Genomic DNA, 19,469 nt, shown 5'->3' with positions numbered 1-19,469 from the left:
GTTGCTGATTGCCGGCTCCTGGCGGAGCCACCTCATGCTGCGGCAGCCCTCGCTGTTCAGGGCGTCACGTAGGTCATCGGGTGCCCTGGAGCAGCGACGCGTGTCCGTCCGGAATGACCGGCCGAGGGTGGCGGTTTCACACCTGTGCAACTGCACGACGCCTCGGCGGTCTCAACGGTCGGCGCCTGGAAGCTGCGCGTCACCGACGGCACCCCGGGCGTCTTCGACCTGGAACCAAGCCATCTCCAACGCTGGAGCCTGACCTTGTGAGGCTCCAGCCCACCGGTCGTAACCGGTGGAGGGCTAACGGCCACCGCTTGGTCACCAGAGGTTGTGACGCTTGGAGACCAGGCGGTGGCCGTGAGCCTTGACGTGGGGCTGCTGCCCAATTCAACGAGCTCCTGTCGAGGCTCGGGCCGACATGGCCGACAACGAAGGAGGGGCGGCTGCGGGTGCCGGACCGGCAGGCCCTGTGCGGCATCCTGTCCTCACCTACTTCTTCAGCCACCCCCGCTCGGCCGCCAGCAGCGCGATCTGGAACCGAGTCCGGGCACCGAGCTGGGAACCCGCATCGCTGACATGTTTCTGCACGGTACGACGGCTCACCTTGAGCACGCGGGCGATCGACTCGTCCTTCATCCCGGTTGCCATCATGTGCAGGATCTCCCGTGTTCGCTGGTCTAGCCCCACGGCTGTCAGACTGCCCTTCGGGGCCGGCCCATCGTGTCGGCTCGCCAGCGACACCGGGTCGGCGCGTTCCCACACGCTCTCGAACAGCGCCACCAGCGCCACCACCAGCGTGGGCGAGTGCACCACCAACGAACCCGCCGCCGGGCGGTCCCCGCGCACCGGCAGCAGAGCCGCCGCCCGGTCGAACACCACCAACTTCACCGGCAGCCCTGACGCCAGCCGCAGTTCGCCGCCCTGACCCGTCCCGCGCAGCGCCGTCTTGAGCGACACTGCGTCGGTAAAGCCCTCCGTCTCGTACACCGACCGCATCCGCACCCCGGGCGCCACTCCCGACGCCCCGACGGACGCCTGCGTGGCCGTCACATACGGTGGCTTGGCCAGATGCAGTACCTCGACCGAACTCCCCTTGAGCAGTTGGCCGTAGCGCGCCGGCACCTCATCCTCGCGCTCCACCATCTCCACCAGGTGCGCAGCGCGTGGCCCGGACACCGCCTCGTACACCTCGTGAAGCCGCTCCACGATGCCCTCGACGCGGGCCAGTTCGGCCCGCCGCCGGGCCAGCAGGGCGCTGAGTGATGACCGCGGGGGGCCGGCCGCCCATCGCGGCGCTGTGCCGTCGATCCGCAGCACCAGTGCGGAGTCCGCAAGGTGCCGCAGTGCTTGTTCCGCCTCCGCCGGGGACACCCCGACCGCCGCCGCCACCTCGGTGACGTCCGCCGACGACACGGTCACCAGGTGCTCCAACACCCGCCCGGCCAATGGATCCAGACCGGTTACCGCCCACGGACTGCCTGCAGTTCCGTCCATACGTTCTGACACTCCTGTGGTCTGAGCCTGTTCCGCTTCGGCGGACACCATCGGTGTGGTGGTCAGGCCGCCAGGGCGGCCTCGTGGTCGGCGGGACTGCGGTGGCCCAGGCTGCTGTGCAGCCGGTGCAAGTTGTACCAGCCGTAATGGCAACCGAGGACGCCCGTACCAGCCGATGGACGTCGAGCCGCCATCCTGACGCCAAGATCATCACCGGTATTCCAGGTCTCCGCCCGACCCCGCCCATTCGCGCCAGTGCGAGGGGCGTACGACCCGCTGGCCTGCCACCATCGCACGTCTCCGCGCGACCCTGCGCCTGACTTTCAACCACGCCCTTGCCCGCGAAGTCGTCAGAAGCTCCGCCGTCGGACCGGCGAACGTGATCCCCAGGCGGCATGGTCGGCTTCTACACCAACCTCCTCGCGGAGACCGGATTCACCGACATCCAGGTCCTGCCCGGAGGCTGGGAACTCATTGCTGCTCACAAACCAGGTTGATCGGACGAGCAGCCCAGGGCTGTGCCAGGCGACCGGAATCAGCGTCTACCCGGCCACCAGCACCGAACAGCAGCGGACCGAGTAACAGGAAGGAGGCAGGCGACAGGCGGCAACGCCAGCCGGCGACTCCGAGGCCGGGGAGAAGTTCGCGACCGCGTACGTCTCCCAGTATTTGCTGCCCTTGCCGAAGGCTCGACCGAAGCCGACCTTCGTGCTCGCCTTCCAGACCAGCTGCGTGAAGTGGCCGGAGGCACCGGGCCCGCTGGCGGACGGGTCGGCGAAGTTGTAGCGGGAGATCTCGCCGTACCAGGCGGACGTCGAGGCCCCGGCCGGCCCCGGGAGGTCCCGCTGCTCGGCCCGTGCCAGGACACGTTCTCGCCGTAGCCCGGCTGAAGGGCGCGGTGGCCGCGGCTCAGCCCCTCCTCGGTCGAGATCAGCGCGGCCCGGGACTTGGCGTACTCGACCAACTTGCTGTCGAGAACCAACGGCGCGACGCCGTGCGGCTTGCGACTGACCGAGCGATCAAGCCGACAGCGAAGCGGCGTCGGTGTTCGGGCAAGGGAGGGGGTCGGCCAAGATACGACGGAAACCGGTAACCAGTGATCTTGACTTGAACTGGCAGCAGGCGTATCGGCGTCAGTGCGCAACAAGCAACGCACGTCGGTGCTCAGGACACAGCGGTCGGGCACACCGATAACCTGACCAGCCACCACGGTCTGCCCTTCGACCACGGCGGGGTGGGTGAGCATGTGGCAGTAGCGGGTGTAGACGTCGCCAGCGTGACCGTGGTCGCTGGGCAGCTCGTGCAGGCAGCGGCGCACCGCCCGGTCCGCTGCCAGCGTCCACACGGGTCCCGCAGGATGCTCACCATGAACGCCCACGGCCACGGGCATGGCAGTGGTCACGCCCGCCAGCGCGTCGAGGAGGTGCGCTTCACGGCGACCGCTGGGCACACGCAGCAGGACCGGGTAGCGGGGCCCGAACTCGGCGAGGCGGCTGTAGGCGCGCAGCTTCGCCAGCACCGTGGCCAGGGGTTCGGTGGCGTTGTCGTGCTCGAGGAAGTACCCAACCGTGTGGCCGTCGACCGACCAGATGCCGTGCCCGGCGGGCCGGACGCCGGCGATGGCGTAGGCGCCGGTGGCGTGGGGTGCGGATCTTGGGGCAGGTCCAGCCGAGGGTCTGTTTGAACAGGCGGAACGTGTGTTCGATGTCGAAGCGGCGCAGGAACGTCTGCCAGAGCCGGTCGACGTCGGCGCTGGTGGCGTCGGTGCCGGACCACCACCGCCAGACCGACTTCCGGGTCGCGCCGCTGGGCAGGTGCTCGACTTCCAAACGGATGACGGTTCCCTCGATGACCGGCAGCACTTTCGCCGCAGCGGTCCAGGCAGAATGGTGGGTCAACCGTGGGTGCAACCGGTCCCAGGCTCGGGCCCACGCCGTGCCGTAGAGGCGGGTGTCGGCGACGGTGGCGCCGTCAGGCTCACCTCGTCGACCCCCGACAACCGGCGCTGCCGCTTGCGGACGATCTGGGGCTCGAACGTGCCAGCCCGGTCCCGCGGCACATCAATGGGCACCGGCCCCGACGCGTCGGTCAGCACCTTCTTCGACCGGCTGCCGTTGCGGATGTTGCCCGCCCCGGCGCCAGCCGGGTCGTGTTTCTCGTAGCCGAGGTGTTCGGTCATCTCCTCGTTCAGCGCGGTCTCCAGGACCGTCATGGTCAACTGCTTCAGCAACCCGTCCGGGCCGGTCAGCGACAGGCCCTCCTCCTTCGCGGCCCGGACCAGCTCGGCCGCGGCTTTCGCCTCGGCCGACGGCTCGGGCCGCTCCTTGCCTCCGGTCTGGTCGTTCAGTGTCGCGGTCATCACGGCACCCTCCTCACCAGGCACAACGCCCGGCAGGTCAGGCCGGAAACACCTTTAGATCCACAGACCCTTGCCGGAGGGCCAGTCACCTCATCGGCTTCCCTGGGCGTCCCGCGCTGCGGGACCATCCGGTCGGTATCGATCAGATACGATATGTCGATCGGTCGGTCATAAGGGGGAGTGACGTATGGGTCGTCGACGGAGGGTCACCTGGCGGTATCTCGCCGCCGCGCTGCTGGCCCTGACGATGGGAGCGGTCGTCCTGCCGGCGCCCGCGCAGGCGGTGGACTACCCCGGTGGGCGGCGCATCTACAGCGTAGCGCTCGGGGCCATCCCCGCCGCCGGCGCGCCCGCCACCGGTCCGGTCTGGGTCCGGCTGGCAACCTACTACTTCTCTGGCAACGGCACGGTGACCGAGAGTTTCTGGTACTGGAACCGGGCCACCGTCGTCGGGGCCGCCGGCACGGGCGTCCGGACGACCGGCTGCACCGGCCATGACTGCGAGGTGCGGACGGCCGCAGGGTTCCAGCCCGGTGGCGTCGTGAAGTCCCTGAACGGCACGTACACCAACTCCGGTGACAGCATCACCATCACCTGGAGCGAGGGCGTCCAGGAAACCTGGGCGGTCAGCCAGCCCGCCAGCGACCTGGCCCGGCTCGACTTCGTAAGCTCCAACTACGGGGTCACCGTCGGCTGGGGCTTCGGCAGTTCCGCCTCGAACGACGCGTACACGCCGGTCAGCAACATCCCGCTGGCCCAGTACACCGGCCGGTACGCCGGCTACAGCGGAAGCACCGGTGCCGCCGGCCCCAGCGGGATGGACCTCCGGTCCTTCGCCCGATGCAACGGGAACTGCCTGAGCTGGCTCAGCCCTCCGACCGCCACCTGTTCGTCCTGCCCGAACGGCGCGACCTCCGCCCCGATCCGCTACTACCTCGCGGGAGCGGGCCGGCGGAACTTCTACGAGCACTGGTGCACCTGCCTGACGTCGAGCACCTGCTACACCGGTGGTTCGCACCGCAAGCCGCAGCTCCAGGTGATCGGCGACACTGGGACGTTCCACGGGTGGGTCGGCGTGGAGGCGTCCAACTCCACGGCAAACACCGGCTACTTCGCGGTGCACTTTCACCTGAACGTCTGACCGGCCGGGGGCACCGCCCGGCTCAGGTCAGGGTGCGCAGGTACAGGGTCTGCCAGGCGGTCACCGTACGCCCGCCGGTGGACCACCAGAGCACGTCGCCCCGGCAGAACATCAGCCCCACCCCGTCGGCCATCGCCACGGCGCGCCGCCGGGTGAGGTCGTACAGCCGTAGTTGCGTAGCGGTGCTGTACGGGTGGGCTGGGGTGCTCGCGGGCATCGAGGTAGGCGCCGGTCTGCGGCAGGATGGTGACCTCCGGGATGGCCCCGTCTTCGTCGACCTCGATGGGGCGAGCCGGCCGTCGGCGGGTCCGCCGAGTGGTCATGCCTCGGCCGTGGGCATCAGCGATTCACCGTCAACGTGGCAGCGGCCGAGCCGCGGTGGGCGGACGGGGACCGTCGAGTTGGGTGACCAGGATCCGGCCGCCCTCGTACACGCCGCCATCGATGGCGAGGACGCGGCCGTCGGCGTACCGCAGGGCCTGGCGCACCGCGCCGGGGGCCACCCCGAAGTGCTTGGTGAGCGTGCTGTGTCCGTGCACCAGCACCTCGCCTCCGTACGTGCCGAGCATGGTGGCCACCGGGTCGTCCGGCTTGGCCGGCTCGCTGTCGCGAAACGCGCCACGGTCACTCATCAGCCGGCAGAACGCGAGCCAGCCGGTGCGTCCCGGCCGGTGAGCGCCTCCGCGATCCCCGCGTTGACGGCGGCGACACTGTCACTCCAGGTAGCGAGTGGTGTCGGAGTGCACCAGCAGGTAGCCGTCGACCACCGCCAGGCTGGCCGGTTCCCGGTCGACCGCGGCAAAGGCGGCATGAAACGCTAGACCGGCGTCGACGGCTACGGCATCCCCCTCGGGATCACCGGCGCCCCCGCCAACCGGCACGACTCCCCGCTGCTACGCGACACCTTCGCAGCATGCAGTACCCAACTGCGGCAATATTGGCCCGAGCAGGTCACCGCGCACCTGGACCGCGGCTACGACAGCAACCGCACCCGTGACCTACTCGAAGAAATCGGCTTCGACGCCGAGATCGCCCGCAAGGGCGTACCCGCCCCGGTCCAAATCGGCAAACGTTGGGTCGTAGAAAGCACCAACTCCTGGATGAACGGCTTCGGCAAGATCCGCCGCTGCACCGACCGCGACGCCCAGATCATCGACTTCTACCTGTACCTGGCGCAACGATCGTCACCATCCGTCAACTCATCCAACAAGCCCGCACGCTCTACCGCTGGGACACCCGACCCACCACCCGCCGACTCAAGTAACGCCTATTGCCGGTCGCTCTTAGTCTCGGCGCGGCCACTCTCGCCGGCTGGGCGCCGCGGGCGGCGGCCTTGCCGGATCGTTGCCTGCAACAGGGCTTGCTCTTGGTGATCGCCGATAGCGTCCGGACACCCGGCTGGGTTCGCGAACTCTCGCCGCTCGCCCACCTGGCGCCGGTCCCGCTCAACGCGGTTGACTGGACCAGCACTCTGATCATGATCACGCTGGGCCTTGCCCGGTGTGTGGCCGGTGCCATGGGCTATCGGCGGCGCGATCTTCAGGGCTGAGGAGGGATGCGGTCTCCGTTCAGGTGCCTGCGATGGGCAGAGGACGTCCTGATGGTAGACGTCCGGGATGTTGTCACGATTCCGAAGGTGGACGCCGGGACTACCGTCCGGGGCCTGCGCCCTACAGTCGGTACGGGTCGATGATTTCCTTCGGCCGGAGCGCCGGGGCGGCGAGCTCGCGGAGCGTCGGCGAGGCGAGGTAGAACCTGCCGCGGGTCTCGCCGTGCTGTTCGAGCATGCCCGCCCGGACGAGGGCGCGAAGGTCGCGGGTTGCTTGGTCGTCGGTGAGGTTCTCATCGCGCTGGTAGACAGTGCGGCGCACTCGGCCGCCGGTGGCGGCGAGGTGTAGGGCGCTGACGACCCGCTCGGGCGGCCCGTTGCGTCGGACCCAGGTGTCGAGCAGTTCCCAGAGATGTGCGGCCTGGTCGAGGCGTTGTCGGACCAGTTGGGCTTGTTGGTGGTGGGCGCTCAGGCAGAATCGGATCCACTTGCTGGTGTCGTTGTCAGGCTGCCAGGTTGGGCCGCCGACTTCACCGAGGGCGTCGTAGTAGGCGTAGGTGTTCCGGCCGACGCCGAGCCACTCTTCGATCGAGGAGAACTCCGGGGCGAGGACACCGTCGCGGGCGAGTGCGAGGGTGTGTAGGCAGCGCGACATCCGGCCGTTGCCGTCCCGCCAGGGATGGATCTTGACCAGGTTCAGGTGGGCCATTGAGGCCCGCACGAGCAGCGGGGTCTCCGGTTCGCCGTCGGCCAGCCAGTCGATCAGCTCGGAGGTCAGCGACGGAACATCGTCGGCGTCAGGCCCCGTGTAGACGCGTCGGCCGGTGTGCGCCTCGTCGATGTGGATGTCTCCCGGACGGAAGCGGCCCGGCCATTTGCCGAGGTCGTGCCGGAGCATCATGAAGTGCAGCGCGTTGAGCAGCATGTGTTGCCAGGTGAACTCGCGTGAGCGGGCGAGTTGTTGCACGTAGGTCAGGGCGTCCCGGTAGCCGGTGATGACCTCCCAGGTTTGCGGGTTGGTCTCTACCGGTTCGTCGCCGGCGACGGCCGCGGCGGCGTCGTCCAGGGACACCTGGTAGCCCTCGATCGAATTGGAGCCCTGGATGGCGTGAGCGATCAGGGTGCGTCGGAGTTGTCCTGTCCAGCGGTGCGGCTCGGCGATCTGATACCGCAGGTTGTCGCGCATCGTGTCCAGTTCGCCAAGCACGCGCTTGTCGTCGTCGGCGAGCGAGGGTGTCTGATACAGCATGCGCCAATCCTACAAGCATTTCCGCTTAATCCTGCAATCATCTCGGCATAAGCTTGCAGGCGCCAGTCAGGCACGGGCGGGCGTTCGGGTGCCTTTATATGACGATGAGCCGGGGCCCTTGTCAGCTGTCGTCTTGAAACAGGTGATGCAGGTAGCGCTGCGGGTTGGCCAGGAACGATCGAGTCAGTAGTACCGGCTGTGCGTCGTCGTAGTCGACATGACGGATAACGCCGTCAGGTTCGATTTGCAGGATCCGGGCGTGCGGGGCGGCCAGCAGGATGGGGGAGTGGGTGGCGATGACGAACTGCCCGCCGGCCTGGGTGAGGTCGTGGATGCGGGTGAGTAGCGCCAGGCACCCGTGGACGGACAGGGCGGCTTCCGGTTCGTCGAGTAGGTAGAGGCCTTGGGGCTTGAACCGGTGGGTGGCCAGGTCGAGGAACGACTCGCCGTGGGAGCGTTCGTGCAGGCTGGTGCCGCCGTAGCCGTCGCCGACACCAAGGCGGTCGATCTCGGTGACCACGTTGTAGAACGACTCGGCCCGCAGGAAGAAGCCGGTGCGCGGCTTCCTGGTGCTGCGGACGAGTCGTAGGTGTTCACCAAGAGACGACTCGGTGGCCCTCGTGCTGAACCGGAAGTTGGTGGATCCGCCCTCGGGGTTGAAACCGGCCGCTACCGCGATCGCCTCGATCAGGGTCGACTTGCCGGTGCCGTTGTCTCCGGCCAGAAACGTGACCGCCGGGTCCAGCGTCAACCGGCCGGCTGCCCGTAGGCCGGCGACGACGGGCAGCGTGAACGGATAGCGCGACCGGTCCGTGTCGTCATCAGTGAGCTCCACCCAGCGCAGGAACCCACCGCTGTCTCGACGCGAGTCCGACGCCTCGTGCCCGGTTGCCATCAGGTGACCCCTTCGCGCCGCCGCCCTGTCAACCATCTCGACCGTGTTTGCCCAGGCCGGAAGGTGTCCGACGGTACGCCTGCTGACGCGGGGTGCTGCGATCACCGTCCGCAGGTGGGACAGGTTCCCGCCGTCGGCGCGGCGGTAACAGTGGCTAACCTGGCTGGTCGTGTTCCGCGTCGGGCGGCGACCGCCACTGTCAGCGTCAGCGCGCTGAGGATGACGACTATGCCAGTGGTTGCGGTGGCGACCTGGAAGTTGGGGTAGCTGGCGCCGATGAGGTCGGCGGTGATGTCGCTCAGGGGGTAGAGGCCGAGCAGCCCGATCGGGGTGAGCAGTGTCAGCAGGGCCCAGAGTCCTCGGGTGTCGTGGCGCAGGGCGAGGATGGCGGCGGTGAGTATGGCGGTTAGCAGCAGCGCGACGCCGGCCTTGGGTAGGAAGTTGCCCCACTCGCCTGAGCGGTAGGGAGTCCCTCTCTCGACCATGCCGTGAGCTGCGGCCAATGTCGCCAGCGGGGCGACAACGAGCGGCATGAGCCGCTGCCACCGTTGCGCATAGGCGGCCATGGCTAGTGCCAGAAGGCCGAGCGCGGCTTGGGGTACAAGGACGAACAGCGGCGGTCGCGGTAGGCCGGCCAGGGCGCCAACCGGGAGCGCGGCGGCGCTCAGCAGCAGGGCCACGCCGATGGTCATCCGAGTCCACCGGAGTGGAGCGAGGGAATGCACGACGGCGGCCAGCAGCCAGACTGCCCAGACGATGATGCCGGTCGTGGCGAACGGCCCGAAGGTCGGCACGCCCCAGGATGCCCGGCCGGCGATGGTCTCGGCTGCCGTCCAGATGCCAGCGAGGGCGGTCGCGGTGGTGAACGCGAGGGTGGCCGCGAGGCGTACCCCGGGGATGAGGTCGGCCGCGCCGGCGGCCCGCAGCCGCTCGCGGACACCGCCGACCACCACGTCCGCGGCGTCCGCCGGTGACGGCCAGCGGCGGCCGGGTTCGGCCAGATCGAGGTACGTCCCGACGATTTCGGCACCGCGGGCCCGCCGGTAGCCCAGGGGGTACGCGTGGAGCAGTCGTCGGTAGCGGCGTTCGAGTTTCCTCATGCCAGTCCTCCGACGGTTCGTGGCACAGCCCGAGGGGAGCGGGAGCGATCGCGGAGTCGGGCCGTGGCGGCCTCGACGTTTCGGCGCAGTCGATCGGCCTCCTCGCCAAGCGTGGTGCCGCCGGCGGGGGAGAGGCGGTAGTAGCGGCGCAGCCGGCCGTCCACGATCTCTTCTTGATGGACCTCGACCAGGCCGGCGTCGACGAGGCGGTCCAGCGCGCCATAGAGGGTGCCGGGGCGCAGTGACAGCCGCCCCTGGGAGAGAGCGGCGACCTCGCCGATGATGCCGTAGCCGTGCAGCGGTTCGCCGGCCAGCGCGGTCAGGATCAGGAAGGTGGGTTCCCTCAGTGGTGTGTCCACGCCGGCAATGTATCGGTCGCGAAGCTATCTGCGGGGCAGAATCACGGGATCGCCCTGCTTGGTCTGCCATAGATCTGCCGTAGGTAGATGAGCATCTCCCCGACAGGGCGCGTTGGTATTCGGCAGATCGTCTGGCAACTGTCTGCTATTGAGCAGTGGGCTTGGCGGCGCGCCGACGATCAGGTCTTCGGCACCTCGGTCGGGTGTGCGATCTGGGGAGCCGCGACCGCACCCCTAGGCGCGTCCCGCTTTGTCGCTGGCCCAGGTCATCTGGGTGGAGAACCGTTTTGGCAGGTTATGCGTCCTAACCTTGCGTGATGGATGTGGACGATGGGGAGTTGTTGCGCCTCGTCGGTGAGGGTGACTGCGGGGCGTTCGACGTGCTGTATGCGCGCAACGCGCCGTGGTTGGTGCTGCGTCTGCGGCGGCGGTGCAGGGATCCGGAATTGGTCCGGGAGGTGTTGCAGGAGACGTTCCTGACGGTGTGGCGGGCTGCGGCCAGCTATCGCGGGGACGGTGCTGCGGTGGGCTGGCTGTGGGCGGTGGCCGCTGGTCGTCTGGTCGACGCGCGGCGTCGCGCGTTGGTCCGTCCGCAGAGTGTGGGGCCGCCTTGCGATGACGTTTTGGAGCGTGTGCCGTCGGCTGAGGACGAGGTCCTGGCCGGTGCCTACGACGCCGAGTTGGAGCGCGCGCTGCATCGACTGTCGCCCGAGTTGCGAGCCGTGCTGCAAGTCACGCTGCTGGATGGGCTGAGCGTGCGGGAGGCAGCGGTATTGCTGGGGGTGCCGGAGGGCACGGTGAAGACCCGGGCGATGCGGGCGCGCCGTGAGTTGAGGGAGGCGCTGTCGTGACCGGGTTTCACGTGGACGTTGACGTGTTGGCGGCATACGCCGAGGACCGCCTCGCTGACGTCGACGCGTGGTCAGTGGAGGCGCACCTCGACCGCTGTTCGGCCTGCCGAATGGGCGTCACGCCGGACGCATCCGTGGCCCTGATGATCGAAGCAGTCGCGGTGGCGCTGGACAACCGGCTGCCGGCGCAGGGGCAGGTGCGGCCCGCGACGGGGTGGCGGCGCGTGCGGGTGTTGGTGGCTGCAGGGCCCGCGGCGCGGGCGGCCTGGTTGCTGTCGGTGGCCGTTACCGGGGTACTCACCGCGGGGTTGGCGGTCAGCCCGACAGTGGTCCCACCGTGGCTGCTCCTGCTGATCGCGCCGGCCCTGCCCGTTGCGGGTACGGCCCTGTCATACGGGCCGCGGACCGACCCGTTGCACGACGTTATCGCGGGGACGCAGGGAGGTCTGCGGATCGTGCTGTGGCGCACGCTGGCGGTGCTCGCGGTCGCTGCGCCCGTCGCGGTCCTCGCCGGCGCGGTGACGGACATCGGCACGCCGGTGTTGTGGCTGCTGCCCTGCGTTGCGTTGACCGCCCTGACGCTGGCGCTCGGCTCACTGATCGAGCCCGCGTACGCCGCGCCCGTGGTGGCGGGGGCGTGGGTGGGGCAACCAGCGAGCCCGATCCAAGACCGGATTCGCAATCAAGTCAAAGATCCGCCACCCGGATTATCCGTTCAAGGCTGCATGACGAGGCACTAGACCATGAACATCACGCAAGCGGCTCTGCCGGCCGCCATTGCTTGAGCAGCCTGACGTCACCGTGTTCGTCTGGCCACACCTGGATCCGCACCTGCTCCGTGGTAGCTGCGTCGTTATCGGAATCGATGCCCACCCGCTGGGCGGCGTCGAGGTTCGATCCGGCTACGCGTACGCGCAGCCATCCGGCCGGCACCGGCACCCTGGCGGCGTCGGGCTCATAGTCGGTGCAACCCATGACGACAAGCTGGCCCGAGGGAACATGAACGCTCGCCTCGACAACGTGGTCAAAATCAGCGCTGTCGTCCTTCGGCGAGCGATCCAACACTTCCACGATGACCTCGACAAACACGTTGACGACCGTGCCGACGGCCAAGGCATCCTCGCCGACCGCCAGCTGATTGGCCACCGCCTCGTCCGTCCAGGCGTCGCCAAGATCGGTTGTCGAGCCGTCATCGAACACGTGAACCTGGTGGTAGTCGGCGAAGAGGCGTGCAAGCCGTCTGACGCCGGGCAGTCCGGCGAGTTCTTGGACGAGGTCGTTGGGACCTCGGAATGGGATGGCGCGCCAGCCGGCCGTGCGTGCCGCCGCCACGTTCGCCGGGCTGTCGTCGACGAAGACGATGTCGTGGCCGGTCGCGCCGAGGCGGGTGGCGACCGCGGCGAAGGCGGCCGGGTCGGGTTTGCGGTGCCCGAGGCGGTGGCTGAAGAACACCTGGTCGAAACCCGCGAACATGTCCGGATAGCGGCGAGTCAACGCTTCTTCCTCCAGCGGCCCGTTGTTGGTGAACACGGCGCACGGCAGGTCAGCGCGATGCCGGTCGATGACGTCGAGGACGGCCGAGTCCGGCTGGTACGCGCTGCACCAGGCGCTGTCGAGTTCGTCGTCGGTGCCGCCGAAGCCCACGGTGGCGCGAATGTGGGCGCGGACCTCGGCCGCCGAGCCGTAGCGGCCCTGATCGCAGTCGGCGCTGAACGCCGACCCCCACAGCAGAGCGTCGACTTGCCCCGGCGGTAATCCGCATGCCCGGGCGAGCCGGTCGAGCCGATGGGCGTGGTCGAAGCGGAACAGCACTCCCCCGAGGTCGACGATCAGGTGGCCGGCGTTCATCGGGCGACCTCTGCAGCCACCGTGCGAATCTCGTCGAGCAGCACGACTAGGTCCTCGGCGGTGGTCGCCGGGTTCAGGAAACAGGCGCGCAGCGCCTCCATACCGGCCAGGCGCGTACCGGTCAGGAAGGCACGCCCGCGATGCTGGACGGCCGCCGGGATCCCGCGGTTGAGTTCATCCAGCCGGCCTTCGCTGTCGCCCGGACGGCACCTGAACGCGACGATCGACGTGGTGACGGGGGCGAGCAGCTCGAAGTCATCCGCTGCCTCGATCATCTCGGCCAGCGTGCGGGCCAGCCCCACCGTCTGGTCGACGAGCCCGACAATCCCGTCACGGCCGAGGTGCGACATCGTCGCCCAGACCCGCAACGCCCGAAACGGGCGGGTCTGCTCGGGCCCGTACTCCGAGAACCAGCCGAATCCTGCGGCGCTGTCGTCGCGCAGGTATGCCGGGACGAGGCTGAACGCGTCGCGTGCCGTGGCCGGGTCGCGCAGCAGCACACAGCCGCAGTCGACCGGCACGCCGAGCCACTTGTGCGGATCCAGTGCCAGCGAATCCGCCCGCGCCATGCCCGCGTAGGCGGCCGCGGCACCGTCGGCGAGGATGCCGAGCGCCCCGTACGCGCCGTCGACGTGCAACCACAGGCCGTGCTCGACGGCGACGTCGGCGATCTCGTCGAGCGGATCGACGGTGCCGGTGCTGACGGTGCCCGCGCTCGCCGCCACGCAGAACGGGCGCAGTCCGGCCTCGACGTCGCGGGCGAGCATGGTTCGCAGCGCGCCGACGTCCATGCGGAACCGGTCGTCGACCGGAACGGTACGCAGCCAGCGGGTGCCCAGGCCGAGTAGCTCGGCGGCCTTGTGCAGGCAACTGTGTGCCTCCTCGGATACGTACATGACCATCGGCGGGCGGCCGGCGAGCCCGTCTTCCCGGACGTCCCAGCCGTCCTGACTGGCGGCGTGCTGGCGGGCCGCGGCGAGGCCGATGACGGTGGCCATGGATGCGCCGCTGGTGAGCAAACCGGCGGGGGGTGCGTGCGGGTAGCCGATCAGTTCTGCCAACCAGCGCACGACGGCATGCTCGAGCAGCACCCCGGCGTGCTCGCCGCCGGCACAGCTCGGGTTCAGTGCGGCTGCCAGCGGCGCGACCAGCACCCCGGCCGGCGACGGCGGGGAGTTCACCCACCCGAAGAAGCGGGGATGGCCGTTGCCCATCGGGTACGGCAGCACCCGCGTACGCACGTCGTCGACCAGCTCGTCGAGCGAACGGCCCGCCGCCGGCAGTTCCTGACCGGTCAACCAGCCACGGTCCGGTTCGGGCACCGGCTGCCACACCGGATGCTCCCGGCGGCCCGCGAGGTAGTCGGCCGTCAGTTCCGCGGCCGCTCGGCCGGCCCGCCGCAGCTCATCCATGAACGGCTCCCGTCTTCGCGGCGTGATGTGCCGCTGTGGCCGCACCGAGCTCCATGACCAGGTAGTAGACGCAGTCCGAGGCTGCATCGTTGGCGAAGCCGTGCCGGCAGTCGCCCGGGAAGTACGCCGAGTCACCCGCGTCCAGCAGGTGCACGCCGCCGTCGATCGTGAGCCTCAGCCAACCGGACTCGACGGCCACGTACTCGCGTGAGCCGGGCGGGTGCGGCGAGAACTCGCCGGCGTCGACACCAGGTCCGATGGTCGCGCGCATGAACTCGAACTCCACGCCCGGCAGCACCGGCGACAGGATGCGGCGTTCCCACCCTGACGGGTCACGGACCACGCGCTGCCGTGCGCCGGGCAGGACCGTCACCGCGTCACGGGCAGGCTCGTCCAGCAATCGCGCTATCGACGTGCCCAGCGCGGTCGCCAACCGGTCCAGCACCAGCACGGTGGGAGTCTTGGCACCCCGCTCGACATCCGACACCATGCTTCTGCTGACCCCGCTCAGTTCCGCCAGCCGTTCCAGCGCCAGACCGCGGGCGCGGCGCTGGGCGCGAAGCCTCGCACCGAGCGCCGCCATCGACAATCCGCCGGACAGCGCACCATCCCTATCAACCATGGATCCACTATAGCGGACACCACACCGCTATAGTGGCGAGGGGTCGATTGTTCTCGGCCGCGCGTGCGGCCTCGATGCCTGGATCAACGGCGCTGTCACGGCAGGAAGTACTCCGCCATGAGCCGAGCGACCCATTCGGGCTGCCACAGGTCGGTGGCCCCGGGTCACTCGGGCCTGATGGAGCCGCCCGGTCGCCGGTAACCAGCATCACATCTCACATTACGAGAATGTGTTCTCTATATATGAGACGCCGTTCCTAAAATTCGGACATGTTGATCGAGAAGCGCTGGCAGATGCTGGCCGTAGGCACAGTTGCGCAGACGGCGGGCACTGTGTACCTCTACGGACTGCCGTTCCTGATCCCCGCTGTCCGGGCCGCCACCGGCCTGCCCCTCTGGCAACTGGGCGTGCTAGTGGCCTGCCCCTTTGGCAACTGGGCGTGCTAGTGGCCTGCCCCAGCGCCGGAATGGTGCTCGGCGTGCTCGGCTGGGGTGCCCTCGCCGACCGTCGTGGCGAGCGGCTCGTGGTGCTACTTGGCCTGCTCGGCGGCGCAGCGCTGCTCACCGCCGCCGCCTTCAGTACGGGACCCTCGACCGCGCTGCTGCTGGTTGCCTCCGGAGCCGCCGGATCCGCGCTGTACGCGTCCAGCGGCCGCATCGTCGTCGGCTGGTTCCCGCCCCGCCAGCGCGGACTCGCCATGGGCATCCGCCAGACCTCCCAACCACTCGGTGTCGCGCTGGCCGCCGCGCTGCTGCTGACCGACGCACCCGCGACCACGGCTAAGTCGTCTGGAGCCGGACCATCGCCCTACCGGGGACCCATACTGTGGGGACTGCACGGCGCCAGTGCGCTGATGGTCATCGCACAGTTGGCCACTGCCGCGTTCGCGCTGGACTATCTGGTGACCGAACACCGTTTGGCCGCCGTCACCGCCGGGCACCTCCTGGCGGTGATCCAACTCGCCGGCGCCGTCGGCCGCATCGCCATGGGCCGCTGGTCCGACCAGGCCGGCAGCCGGCTGCGACCGCTGCAGGCGACCGGGCTGGCCTGCGCCGTGTTACTCGTGGGCCTGGCGACGGCCTCGGCGGCCGGCTCGGCCAGCGCCGTCCTCCTGCTGATGCTTGCGCTCGTCGTGACCGTCAGCTGGCACGGCGTCGGCTACGCGGCAGTGGCCGAGGCCGCCCCGCAAAGCTGGTCCGGCCGTGCGGTGAGCGCCCACACGCTGGCACAGAACCTCGCCGCCGTCCTGGCCCCTCCTGCGGCCGGGCTCGTCTTCGGCACAGCGGGATTCGCCGGCGGCTATGCCGCGCTCGCGCTGCCGCCGTTGGCCGCAGCCGCCCTGCTGAACGTTCTGAGTCGGACCGCTCCTCCGGCCGCCGCGGAAGCGGCCTGATAGGACCGGCCCGCTCCCGTACCCTGCGGCCATGATCGAGCGCTGTACCTCGCCGAGAATCAGGTGGTGGTCATCTGCGGCCTGCACACCTGGCAGCTCGAGGTCAAAGGAACAGTCAGCGTCGAAGGATGGCCGCCCGCGTATGGCACCAATCCCCCGGCAGCGCCCGCCGAGAAGAGAAACGCCCCCCAGTATCGAGTTACGTCGATATATTCGCCAGTCATGCCCAGGGCGAGCGCCGTTGCCGCCGGCACGTCGGCGACCCATTCGGCGATCGCGGCGTACGAGCGGTAGCCGGCGACCACGGCACACACGGCTGCGGTGACCACGACCGTCAGCCGATGCCGGACACCTCGCCTGGCACGTGGATCAGGCAGACAGGCGAGCGCTTCGGGCAGCCCACCAGCGGTTTCGGCAACGGTCAGAGCCGGTGCGCAGGACAGGGACGAGATCAGCGATGATGGCAGCGGGGCATGACTCACTTCGGGCGATCAACATGGCGTAGAGAACCTTGATGATCTTCTGAGACCCTCGCCCTCCCCACCGGTCGTCACCTCCACGAAGACTCCGCCAGCCCCTCCAACGATCACATCATTCGGAGATCTCGAAGTCTTTGGCGATCTGCGCGATCGTCACGCCCGGCTCGCGATGGCGGGCCACGCGCACGACGTCCTCGCGGAACTCCTTGGGACGGGACTTGGGGACTTGGGCATGGGAGACATCCTTTCAGCAGCGCCACACAGCGCTACAAGTCAGGTGTCACCTACGTGCAGCAGACCCGGCCGGGGCCGGTGACCGTGCGTGGACAAGTCGGCTCAAAGGCACGAAGCCAATCAGACCAAGGGTCACACGCACGGCCACCAGACCACAGCCCAGCACAATCAGGCTGCGACAGCGATCCTCACAGTCAGCCCAGGATCGCTCGGATGACCGCGGTGTCCCCGTCCAGTTCCAGCAGGTGTACGACCCACCCTCCCGGTTTAGGCTCGGCTCCGGGTTGGTCGCATCCGACTCGCCCGCCGCCGTCGGCGTGTATCGCCACAGTGCACCCGGGGCCTGCCATGAAGCCGCCACCGCCGCCCCTGCCATTGGCGTCGGTCAGTCGCACCCTGACACCGCCATCCTCCACGGAGGACGACACCGTCCACCTGCCGAGTGGGAATTTGACCGAACCGGAGAAGGACACTTTGCAGTCGCCGTCGGCACACGCCGTGTACTTGGTGCCGCCCCCGCTCGGCGCCTCCGTCCTCTGTGCCGCTTTGGGCTCCTGTGCCGCTTCGGCCTCCCGTGACTCGTCCGCCTTGGGGGAGGAAGATGCGGAAGGTTCGGCGTCACGGGGACTTGGGGGGGGAAGCAGCGCGGGAGGCGGTCGCGGTAGCGGCGGTGTCAGGGCTTGACCACGTGGCATCGGAGGACGATTCCGCCTTGGAGTTGCAGCCGGCTACGGCCAAGACCAGCAGTAACGCCCCGATCGCTGTGCGTTTGGCGGAGGAAAGTCGGCAATGCTGCATGCGCGGAGTCTAGTGGCCCGACTTTGCCGGAGCCCCGGGGTGCCGGGCGGCTAGGCAACCGGCCATATGGACGGCACGCCGCTCACGGAGCCGAACCTCGCGTGACCGGCCGTGCAGGTCCCCCTGGTGGTTGGACTGCATTTATATGCGGTGCGCCAATAGGGCAGCGCGGCCGACCTGAACCCCGAGATCGACACTTCGGAAAAGTCACTTCCCGGACCCGCCACACCCCAGCCTAGAGCGAAGCAGGCATGGCTGGGTTCAAAGAACTGTGGGACGAGCCCTACAGCACCTGATCGCCGAGCACGGCCAGCATCGCGTAGCAGATCAACGCCAGCCGCTCGACGCACGCTCACGTAGGCATTATGGGGCGTTTCATAAGAGCGTGACCCGTGCCCGCAGCATCGGGTTGAATACCGTGGTGATCACGATGCAAGCGCTCATCGAGGTTCCCGCGGTCGCCGGCGGGTCGCCACGGCCGTGGCCGGTGAAGGCGATGACGCCCGGTTCGTGGTTGGTGCTCAACGCCGGCTGTGCCGATGACGGGGTCGGGCTGTTCCTGGCCGCGCTCGCTGGTCGGAATGAGGTTCAAGCTCCCGGCGGCCCCGATGAGGTCGTGAACGCGCTGCTGGCTGAGGATCTTCTCATTGCTGCCGGCGGCCTACAGGTCCGCGACAGCACCATCGGGACTGTGGTGATGCCGGGCTGCTGTGCCGGGCTGGAGGACTGGCGCGACTGGGCCCAAGTGTTGATCGGCGACTCGCCGTGGCTGGGACATGACCCAGGTCCGGAGGTCGAGGTCGTCAGCCACGGCGTGCGGGTGTGGCAGGACGGCGGCCCGAACCGGCATCGCGGCCGGTGGGCCGGCATCCACGTCGACCTGCCACACCGTGCGCTACCCGGGCTGCTGAGCGGCGCGCAGCGGGACCTGGTCGGCTTCCTCGACGCCCTCACCGGATGGGCCTCGCGAGTCGGACTGCAGCAGCGAGGGACCGCTCTGGTTGAAGCGATCGACAAGAACTTCGCGATCACTGCGCCGTTGGACGTACAGCCTCTCTCATAGCGCTGTCATCGGCATGTCCGCGCACGTTGAGCGCACCGCACCGCCATCGCGAAACGTGACGCTCGCTCGGCGGCAGTCGAGGACGTTCACATTGTGAAGTCTTCAGGCGCGCCTTCACCAACGCGACCATCCACTGCTTCACGGAGGATGTCGGCGTGGCCCGTGTGTCGTGCGTACTCCTCAACCATGTCCAAGAGCATGGCGCGGACCGTAGGCGTGCGGCCGTCCGGCCAGGTGAAGGACGCCGGTCCGTCGAGCCCGCGCTCCTTAATGACCTCAGCCGCGAGCGCGCGACCGCTCGACAGCGTCTCGCCACACTGTGTAGACATCTTCCGGAGAGTCCAGTGCCCCAGTGCGCCATTCCCAGTCAGGGTCGGCGCCGAAATCTACGCCGTCCCACGGGGCTCCGTACTCCTGTCCGGCGAGCTTGACAGCCAACCAGTCTGCCTCGACCAAGGCCACATGCTTGACGAGACCACCGAGCGTCATCGCACTGGCGGCCGTGGTCGAACGCAGACTCTTCTCGTCTGGGCCTGCCCCGTTTTGACGGACATCCGAGATCAGGGGACCTGGGGTCTCCGGGAGGATGTCCATCATCATGGAGAGCATGGGGAAGAAGC

The 19,469-nt window shown here is 68.8% G+C and carries 22 protein-coding genes and 4 pseudogenes; 9 read left to right on the top strand and 17 right to left on the bottom strand.

Features of this window, described 5'->3' with window-relative positions; translation table 11 throughout:
- Positions 1-144: 144 nt before the first annotated feature.
- Positions 145-270 (top strand): hypothetical protein, encoded by a 126-nt coding sequence (locus ABZU74_RS32235; RefSeq protein ID WP_355431977.1) that lies wholly within the window; start codon positions 145-147, stop codon positions 268-270.
- A 222-nt stretch (positions 271-492) separates the two neighbouring features.
- On the opposite strand, the gene ABZU74_RS32230 is transcribed toward ABZU74_RS32235, so the two are convergent.
- The 5 genes and pseudogenes from ABZU74_RS32230 to ABZU74_RS32210 all read right to left on the bottom strand — a co-directional run.
- A complete protein-coding gene (locus ABZU74_RS32230) occupies positions 493-1,497 on the bottom strand; it encodes a helix-turn-helix transcriptional regulator (RefSeq protein WP_355431973.1) in 1,005 nt (334 codons plus the stop codon).
- Between the two features lie 542 nt (positions 1,498-2,039).
- Positions 2,040-2,360 carry a CAP domain-containing protein gene (locus ABZU74_RS32225; protein WP_355432009.1) on the bottom strand — a complete coding sequence of 107 codons (321 nt, stop codon included), beginning with the start codon at positions 2,358-2,360 and terminating at the stop codon, positions 2,040-2,042.
- A gap of 323 nt (positions 2,361-2,683) precedes the next feature.
- Positions 2,684-3,139 (bottom strand): annotated as a pseudogene (locus ABZU74_RS32220) (replication-relaxation family protein); the annotation flags it as partial.
- Positions 3,135-3,479, bottom strand: a pseudogene (locus ABZU74_RS32215) (transposase); the annotation flags it as partial. The pseudogenes ABZU74_RS32220 and ABZU74_RS32215, both read right to left, overlap by 5 nt.
- A pseudogene (locus ABZU74_RS32210) lies at positions 3,476-3,856 on the bottom strand (transposase); the annotation flags it as partial. The pseudogenes ABZU74_RS32210 and ABZU74_RS32215, both read right to left, overlap by 4 nt.
- Positions 3,857-4,043: 187 nt before the next feature.
- Here ABZU74_RS32210 and ABZU74_RS32205 point away from each other — a divergent pair.
- On the top strand, positions 4,044-4,997 hold the full coding sequence (locus ABZU74_RS32205) for a hypothetical protein (RefSeq protein WP_355431971.1): 954 nt from the start codon (positions 4,044-4,046) through the stop codon (positions 4,995-4,997).
- 22 nt (positions 4,998-5,019) lie between these two features.
- Here the strand turns inward: ABZU74_RS32205 and ABZU74_RS32200 are convergent, their stop codons facing one another.
- Both ABZU74_RS32200 and ABZU74_RS32195 read right to left on the bottom strand, forming a co-directional pair.
- Entirely contained in the window at positions 5,020-5,214 is a 195-nt protein-coding gene (locus ABZU74_RS32200) for a hypothetical protein (protein WP_355431969.1), read from the bottom strand.
- Between the two features lie 136 nt (positions 5,215-5,350).
- Positions 5,351-5,629, bottom strand: a complete 279-nt coding sequence (locus ABZU74_RS32195) for a hypothetical protein (RefSeq protein ID WP_355431966.1) — start codon at positions 5,627-5,629, stop codon at positions 5,351-5,353.
- 141 nt (positions 5,630-5,770) lie between these two features.
- Between ABZU74_RS32195 and ABZU74_RS32190 the strand changes: the two are divergent.
- Together ABZU74_RS32190 and ABZU74_RS32185 are read left to right on the top strand one after the other, a co-directional pair.
- Positions 5,771-6,261, top strand: a pseudogene (locus ABZU74_RS32190) (transposase); the annotation flags it as partial.
- 105 nt (positions 6,262-6,366) lie between these two features.
- Entirely contained in the window at positions 6,367-6,546 is a 180-nt protein-coding gene (locus ABZU74_RS32185; protein WP_355431963.1) for a hypothetical protein, read from the top strand.
- Positions 6,547-6,667: 121 nt separating this feature from the next.
- Here the strand turns inward: ABZU74_RS32185 and ABZU74_RS32180 are convergent, their stop codons facing one another.
- The 4 genes from ABZU74_RS32180 to ABZU74_RS32165 form a co-directional block, all read right to left on the bottom strand.
- Positions 6,668-7,795 carry a Fic family protein gene (locus tag ABZU74_RS32180; protein ID WP_355431961.1) on the bottom strand — a complete coding sequence of 376 codons (1,128 nt, stop codon included), beginning with the start codon at positions 7,793-7,795 and terminating at the stop codon, positions 6,668-6,670.
- A gap of 121 nt (positions 7,796-7,916) precedes the next feature.
- Positions 7,917-8,690 carry an AAA family ATPase gene (locus tag ABZU74_RS32175; protein ID WP_355431958.1) on the bottom strand — a complete coding sequence of 258 codons (774 nt, stop codon included), beginning with the start codon at positions 8,688-8,690 and terminating at the stop codon, positions 7,917-7,919.
- Between the two features lie 101 nt (positions 8,691-8,791).
- Positions 8,792-9,790, bottom strand: coding sequence for a hypothetical protein (locus ABZU74_RS32170; protein ID WP_355431955.1), 999 nt, complete (start codon positions 9,788-9,790; stop codon positions 8,792-8,794).
- The gene (locus ABZU74_RS32165; RefSeq protein ID WP_355431952.1) at positions 9,787-10,149 is read right to left on the bottom strand and encodes a PadR family transcriptional regulator; all 363 of its coding nucleotides are present in this window, start codon (positions 10,147-10,149) and stop codon (positions 9,787-9,789) included. The genes ABZU74_RS32170 and ABZU74_RS32165 overlap by 4 nt, the downstream gene beginning before the upstream one ends.
- Before the next feature lie 314 nt (positions 10,150-10,463).
- On the opposite strand from ABZU74_RS32165, the gene ABZU74_RS32160 reads away from it, so the two are divergent.
- Both ABZU74_RS32160 and ABZU74_RS32155 read left to right on the top strand, forming a co-directional pair.
- Entirely contained in the window at positions 10,464-11,000 is a 537-nt protein-coding gene (locus ABZU74_RS32160) for a sigma-70 family RNA polymerase sigma factor (RefSeq protein WP_355431949.1), read from the top strand.
- On the top strand, positions 10,997-11,740 hold the full coding sequence (locus ABZU74_RS32155; protein ID WP_355431946.1) for a zf-HC2 domain-containing protein: 744 nt from the start codon (positions 10,997-10,999) through the stop codon (positions 11,738-11,740). The genes ABZU74_RS32160 and ABZU74_RS32155 overlap by 4 nt, the downstream gene beginning before the upstream one ends.
- Positions 11,741-11,750: 10 nt before the next feature.
- Here ABZU74_RS32155 and ABZU74_RS32150 read toward each other — a convergent pair whose 3' ends face one another.
- Genes ABZU74_RS32150 through ABZU74_RS32140 form a run of 3 tightly spaced genes read right to left on the bottom strand, consistent with a single transcriptional unit; the run spans position 11,751 to position 14,882 of the window.
- Complete coding sequence (locus ABZU74_RS32150) at positions 11,751-12,848, bottom strand: HAD family phosphatase (RefSeq protein WP_355431944.1); 1,098 nt, start codon at positions 12,846-12,848, stop codon at positions 11,751-11,753.
- Complete coding sequence (locus ABZU74_RS32145; RefSeq protein ID WP_355431941.1) at positions 12,845-14,260, bottom strand: pyridoxal-dependent decarboxylase; 1,416 nt, start codon at positions 14,258-14,260, stop codon at positions 12,845-12,847. The genes ABZU74_RS32150 and ABZU74_RS32145 overlap by 4 nt, the downstream gene beginning before the upstream one ends.
- Positions 14,253-14,882, bottom strand: coding sequence for an XRE family transcriptional regulator (locus ABZU74_RS32140; RefSeq protein ID WP_355431938.1), 630 nt, complete (start codon positions 14,880-14,882; stop codon positions 14,253-14,255). The genes ABZU74_RS32145 and ABZU74_RS32140 overlap by 8 nt, the downstream gene beginning before the upstream one ends.
- A 269-nt stretch (positions 14,883-15,151) precedes the next feature.
- Here ABZU74_RS32140 and ABZU74_RS32135 point away from each other — a divergent pair, with 269 nt between their 5' ends.
- Together ABZU74_RS32135 and ABZU74_RS32130 are read left to right on the top strand one after the other, a co-directional pair.
- Positions 15,152-15,328, top strand: coding sequence for a hypothetical protein (locus tag ABZU74_RS32135; RefSeq protein WP_355431935.1), 177 nt, complete (start codon positions 15,152-15,154; stop codon positions 15,326-15,328).
- 23 nt (positions 15,329-15,351) lie between these two features.
- Positions 15,352-16,275, top strand: a complete 924-nt coding sequence (locus ABZU74_RS32130; protein ID WP_355431933.1) for an MFS transporter — start codon at positions 15,352-15,354, stop codon at positions 16,273-16,275.
- Positions 16,276-16,334: 59 nt separating this feature from the next.
- Here ABZU74_RS32130 and ABZU74_RS32125 read toward each other — a convergent pair whose 3' ends face one another.
- Positions 16,335-16,604 carry a hypothetical protein gene (locus ABZU74_RS32125; RefSeq protein WP_355431930.1) on the bottom strand — a complete coding sequence of 90 codons (270 nt, stop codon included), beginning with the start codon at positions 16,602-16,604 and terminating at the stop codon, positions 16,335-16,337.
- 1,453 nt (positions 16,605-18,057) lie between these two features.
- Here ABZU74_RS32125 and ABZU74_RS32120 point away from each other — a divergent pair.
- Positions 18,058-18,849: a hypothetical protein gene (locus ABZU74_RS32120; RefSeq protein WP_355431927.1), complete on the top strand. Its 792-nt coding sequence runs from the start codon at positions 18,058-18,060 to the stop codon at positions 18,847-18,849.
- An 86-nt stretch (positions 18,850-18,935) separates the two neighbouring features.
- Here ABZU74_RS32120 and ABZU74_RS32115 read toward each other — a convergent pair whose 3' ends face one another.
- A complete protein-coding gene (locus ABZU74_RS32115; protein WP_355431924.1) occupies positions 18,936-19,178 on the bottom strand; it encodes a DUF664 domain-containing protein in 243 nt (80 codons plus the stop codon).
- The coding region (locus ABZU74_RS32110; RefSeq protein ID WP_355431921.1) for a DUF664 domain-containing protein at positions 19,126-19,469 on the bottom strand (344 nt) is incomplete at its 5' end. The genes ABZU74_RS32110 and ABZU74_RS32115, both read right to left, overlap by 53 nt.

This window comes from Micromonospora sp. NPDC005171, from assembly GCF_040608575.1.
Lineage (GTDB): Bacteria > Actinomycetota > Actinomycetes > Mycobacteriales > Micromonosporaceae > Micromonospora.
The sequence above is the reverse complement of the archived record's forward strand: the minus strand, read 5'-3'. Positions and strand labels throughout refer to the sequence as shown.

What these genes read in the sequence shown, in the direction of transcription:
- ABZU74_RS32230 (WP_355431973.1), bottom strand. Translation starts at nt 1,497, where the DNA reads ATGGACGGAACTGCAGGCAGTCCGTGGGCGGTAACCGGTCTGGATCCA.
- ABZU74_RS32205 (WP_355431971.1), top strand. Translation starts at nt 4,044, where the DNA reads ATGGGTCGTCGACGGAGGGTCACCTGGCGGTATCTCGCCGCCGCGCTG.
- ABZU74_RS32200 (WP_355431969.1), bottom strand. Translation starts at nt 5,214, where the DNA reads ATGCCCGCGAGCACCCCAGCCCACCCGTACAGCACCGCTACGCAACTA.
- ABZU74_RS32195 (WP_355431966.1), bottom strand. Translation starts at nt 5,629, where the DNA reads ATGAGTGACCGTGGCGCGTTTCGCGACAGCGAGCCGGCCAAGCCGGAC.
- ABZU74_RS32180 (WP_355431961.1), bottom strand. Translation starts at nt 7,795, where the DNA reads ATGCTGTATCAGACACCCTCGCTCGCCGACGACGACAAGCGCGTGCTT.
- ABZU74_RS32175 (WP_355431958.1), bottom strand. Translation starts at nt 8,690, where the DNA reads ATGGCAACCGGGCACGAGGCGTCGGACTCGCGTCGAGACAGCGGTGGG.
- ABZU74_RS32170 (WP_355431955.1), bottom strand. Translation starts at nt 9,790, where the DNA reads ATGAGGAAACTCGAACGCCGCTACCGACGACTGCTCCACGCGTACCCC.
- ABZU74_RS32150 (WP_355431944.1), bottom strand. Translation starts at nt 12,848, where the DNA reads ATGAACGCCGGCCACCTGATCGTCGACCTCGGGGGAGTGCTGTTCCGC.
- ABZU74_RS32145 (WP_355431941.1), bottom strand. Translation starts at nt 14,260, where the DNA reads ATGGATGAGCTGCGGCGGGCCGGCCGAGCGGCCGCGGAACTGACGGCC.
- ABZU74_RS32140 (WP_355431938.1), bottom strand. Translation starts at nt 14,882, where the DNA reads ATGGTTGATAGGGATGGTGCGCTGTCCGGCGGATTGTCGATGGCGGCG.
- ABZU74_RS32135 (WP_355431935.1), top strand. Translation starts at nt 15,152, where the DNA reads ATGTTGATCGAGAAGCGCTGGCAGATGCTGGCCGTAGGCACAGTTGCG.
- ABZU74_RS32115 (WP_355431924.1), bottom strand. Translation starts at nt 19,178, where the DNA reads ATGTCTACACAGTGTGGCGAGACGCTGTCGAGCGGTCGCGCGCTCGCG.